Consider the following 3993-nt stretch of genomic DNA (forward strand, 5'->3'; position numbering starts at 1 on the left):
GATCTCCCCCGCCGTCTCGCCGCCGGCGCCGACGACGCCCCCGCCATTCTGGCGCCCGACAGGGCAACGCTCAGCCATGGCGGATTGCGCAGCATGATCGCCGACACGGCAAAACAGCTGCATGCGCGCGGCATCGGCCGCGGCGACAGGGTGGCGATCGTGCTGCCGAACGGGCCCGAGATGGCCACCGCCTTCGTCGCCGTGGCGGCCGCCGCCTCTACGGCGCCGCTCAACCCCGCCTACCGGGCCGACGAGCTCGATTTCTACCTGACCGACATCGGCGCCAAGGCGATCCTCGTCGCGGAGGGTGAGACCGGCCCCGCGGTGACGGTGGCCGAACGCCTCGGCATCGGCGTGCTGCGGCTCGTCGTGCAGCCCGGCACACCGGCCGGCAGTTTTGCTATCGAGGGCGCGGCGATCGGACCGAAGGCCGCGCCCGACATGGCGCAAGACAGCGACATTGCGCTGCTGCTGCATACCTCCGGCACGACATCGCGTCCAAAACTGGTGCCGCTCAGCCATGCCAACATCGCGGCCTCGGCAGCTCATATCGGCGGCACGCTTGGCCTGACGGCCGATGACCGTTGCCTCAATATCATGCCGCTGTTCCACATTCACGGCCTGATCGCGGCCGTGCTGTCGTCGCTGGCTGCCGGCGGCAGCATCTACTGCACGCCGGGTTTCAACGCGCTGCGCTTCTTCCAGTGGCTGAGCGAGGCGCAGCCGAGCTGGTACACGGCGGTGCCGACCATGCATCAGGCGATCCTGGCCCGCGCGGCACGCAACACCGAGGCGCTGGCGGCGGCGCGCCTGCGCTTCATCCGCTCGTCCTCGGCGTCGCTGCCGGCGCAGGTAATGACTGAGCTGGAAGCGACCTTCGGCTGCCCAGTGATCGAATCCTACGGGATGACCGAGGCGGCTCACCAGATGGCCTCGAACCGGCTGCCGCCGGGCCAGCGCAAGCCCGGCAGCGTTGGTGCCTCCGCCGGGCCGGAGGTGGCTGTGATGGCGCCCGACGGGCGGCTGCTCGATGCAGGCGAGTCCGGCGAGATCGTCATCCGCGGGCCCAATGTCACGACGGGCTACGAAAAGAACCCGGATGCCAACGCCACGGCTTTCGCGCATGGCTGGTTCCACACCGGCGACCAGGGCGTGCTGGACGGGGACGGCTATCTCAGGGTCACCGGTCGGCTCAAGGAGATCATCAATCGCGGCGGCGAAAAGATCTCGCCACTCGAGGTCGACGATGTGCTGATGGACCATCCGGCGGTGGCACAGGTCGTCACCTTCGCCATGCCGCATGACAAGCTTGGCGAGGAGGTGGCGGCGGCGGTTGTGCTGCGCGAAGGCATCAGCGCCGCTGAGAGCGACATCCGCACCTATGCCGCGACGCGGCTTGCCGACTTCAAAGTGCCGCGCAAGATCCTGATCCTGGACGAGATCCCCAAGGGCGCGACCGGCAAATTGCAGCGCATCGGCCTTGCCGCCAAACTCGGGCTTTGACGATGAAGATCACCATCTTCGGCGCCGGTGCGATCGGCGGCTATCTCGCTGCCAAGCTTGCCGCCGCCGGCCGCACCGATCTCTCGATCGTCGCGCGCGGCGCCCATCTGGAAGCGATCAAGGCAGATGGCCTGCGCCTGATCGAGGATGGCCAGGAGACGTCCGTCCCCGTCCGGGCCGCCGCCAAGGCCGAGGAACTTGGCGTGCAGGATTATGTCGTGCTGGCGCTGAAGGCCCATTCCCTCACCCCGGCGCTCGACCAGATCGCACCGCTGCTTGGGGACCACACATCAGTCGTCACCATGCAGAACGGCGTGCCGTGGTGGTATTTCCACGGCGTCGGCGGGCCGCTCGAAGGCACCAGGCTGAACGCGGTCGATCCCGGCGGCGCGATCTGGCAGCGGATTGGACCGGACCGCGTCATCGGCTCGGTCGTCTATCCCGCGGTCGAGGTCGATGCGCCGGGGCTCATCCGCCATGTCGAGGGCAAACGCTTCTCGCTCGGCGAACCCTCGGGCGAGCGCAGCGAACGGGTCACGCTTCTGGCCGAGGAGATGGTCAAGGGCGGCTTGCAGGCGCCGGTGCGCGAAGACATCCGCAGCGAGATCTGGGTAAAACTGTGGGGCAATCTTTCGTTCAACCCGATCTCGGCGCTGACCGGCAGCACGCTTGCCGCGATCGTTGCCGACGAGGGCACCCGCACGCTCGCCCGCACCATGATGCTGGAGGCGCAGGCGATCGGCGAAAGCCTCGGCGTGCGTTTTCCCATCGCGGTCGACCGGCGCATCAAGGGCGCCGGCGATGTCGGCGAGCACAAGACCTCGATGCTGCAGGACCTGGAGCGTGGCCGGCCGATGGAGATCGACGCGCTGGTGAGCGCGGTGCAGGAACTTGGCAGGCTAACGGACAAGCCGACCCCGACCATCGATGCCGTGCTGGCGCTGGTGCGGCGGCTGGCGGTGGAACGCGGGTGTTATGGATAATGGGCTCGGGGTTGATCAGCACCGTGGCGAGGGCGCGACGATCCAGGCCTTGAAGCGCCTTGGCCTCATCTCCCAGCTTGACCAGGGTTAGCAGCATGCTGAACGCCATTCACCACGTCGCGCTCATCTGCACCGACTACGACCGGTCGCGACGGTTCTACGTCGAACTCCTCGGCCTCGATCTGATCCGGGAGGTTTATCGGGAGGAGCGGCAGTCATGGAAGGCGGATCTGCGGATCGGGTCGGCCCAACTGGAATTGTTCTCCTTCCCTGCACCGGCGACGCGGCCGTCCCACCCAGAGGCTACAGGCCTGAGACATCTGGCATTCGCGGTGGCTAATCTTGATCCCGTGATTATCCGCCTGGAAGCCGCAGGCGTTGCCGTCGAGCCAATCCGGATCGATCCATACACAGACCAACGGTTTACCTTTTTCAGGGACCCGGATGGATTGCCGCTGGAACTCTACGAAGCCCCATAAGGAACGGTTCGATTTCACGATGGGCGCTTTGTACTGACGGTCTCGGTATCGGCGGACCGCGAATCTGTGCTAAGCGCCGCCCAACTAACCAAAGGACGACACCAATGAGCGAACTGACCGTGGCCGAGGCGACCGAGAGCATCTATGCCTCGCTCCGGGCGGACAATGCCGACATCGACACACATATCGCGGCGCTTAAGGCGGCGCTGACGCGAGAGGGGATCAAACAGGCGGTGTTCGATCCGACCAAGCTGGCGCAGAACAACCGCTCGGGCCGCAAGTTGATGCAGGCTTATTTTCGGCAACGCGGCGTGAGCGTGAAGTTTTCGGACCAGTAGAACCGCGCGCGATCTCAACCGTGTGATTGGTTGGTTTCGGACGCATGTTCTCCGACGCTCCGGGCCCTCCCATTTGACCGACTCAATAACAGCGATCTGCGGCCGCAAGGGCTTCGGCACGGTGAGCTTGGTCCAGTGCGCCAATCCGTCGGACCGACGCATAGAACCTGACATAGTCGCCCGAGCACAGATCGAACAGGCGCAGAAACGCGGTCACCCGATCGCTATAGACGGAAGTCGCGGCGAGCTTTGCATTGTTGATCGGGGAAGCGAACCAGGCATCGTATCCCCGGTATCGGCCCCAGCGCCTGTCGCGCATGTGTCGGTAGCGCATCCGCAGCCGTTCAATCGCCGCCGTCTTTGCGGCCAGTTTTTGCTCCGAGGTTCCGGCGTTGGAATAGACTTTTGCCAACTCGTCCCGTGTTTGCGACACCAGCGCAAGAAATTCAGCTTTGCGCCTCCGGGCGGCTTCGTAACGGCGCAATGCGGCGGTATCGCCAGCCGCGCGCAGCCATTTTCTCACGCCGGTCGTTTCGACGGCGACAGCGAACGACTCGTTGAATGCGGAATCGTCGTGCACGTAGACGCGCTGGTGGGCCAGTTCATGGAACACCAGCCCTGCAAGATAGGTTTTATCCTCGCTGAACATCGTGCTCAGCAGCGGGTCACTCGACCAGCCAAGCGTGGAAT

5 protein-coding genes are annotated in these 3993 nt (G+C 65.3%); 4 read left to right on the plus strand and 1 reads right to left on the minus strand.

The features are described 5' to 3' along the window. The 4 genes from EN969_RS20165 to EN969_RS20180 all read left to right on the plus strand — a co-directional run. On the plus strand, nt 1–1503 hold a 1503-nt coding region (locus tag EN969_RS20165), incomplete at its 5' end, for an acyl--CoA ligase (RefSeq protein ID WP_127419334.1). Between the two features lie 2 nt (nt 1504–1505). Then, nucleotides 1506–2486 (plus strand): 2-dehydropantoate 2-reductase, encoded by a 981-nt coding sequence (locus tag EN969_RS20170; RefSeq protein WP_013528521.1) that lies wholly within the window; start codon nt 1506–1508, stop codon nt 2484–2486. Between the two features lie 95 nt (nt 2487–2581). After that, nucleotides 2582–2965: a VOC family protein gene (locus EN969_RS20175; RefSeq protein WP_082826717.1), complete on the plus strand. Its 384-nt coding sequence runs from the start codon at nt 2582–2584 to the stop codon at nt 2963–2965. Nucleotides 2966–3069: 104 nt separating this feature from the next. Beyond that, nucleotides 3070–3303, plus strand: a complete 234-nt coding sequence (locus EN969_RS20180) for a hypothetical protein (protein ID WP_063169708.1) — start codon at nt 3070–3072, stop codon at nt 3301–3303. A gap of 82 nt (nt 3304–3385) precedes the next feature. On the opposite strand, the gene EN969_RS20185 is transcribed toward EN969_RS20180, so the two are convergent. Continuing rightward, nucleotides 3386–3993 (minus strand): aminopeptidase (locus EN969_RS20185; protein ID WP_206525191.1); only part of this gene is annotated, 608 nt, incomplete at its 5' end.

The sequence above is a fragment of the Mesorhizobium sp. M7A.F.Ca.CA.003.01.2.1 genome (genome assembly GCF_003998945.1).
GTDB classification, from domain to species: Bacteria; Pseudomonadota; Alphaproteobacteria; order Rhizobiales; family Rhizobiaceae; genus Mesorhizobium; species Mesorhizobium ciceri.

Bases quoted from the DNA above. Each gene is read 5' to 3' on its own strand.
- EN969_RS20175 (WP_082826717.1), top strand. From the start codon at position 2,582: ATGCTGAACGCCATTCACCACGTCGCGCTCATCTGCACCGACTACGAC.
- EN969_RS20180 (WP_063169708.1), top strand. From the start codon at position 3,070: ATGAGCGAACTGACCGTGGCCGAGGCGACCGAGAGCATCTATGCCTCG.
- EN969_RS20170 (WP_013528521.1), top strand. From the start codon at position 1,506: ATGAAGATCACCATCTTCGGCGCCGGTGCGATCGGCGGCTATCTCGCT.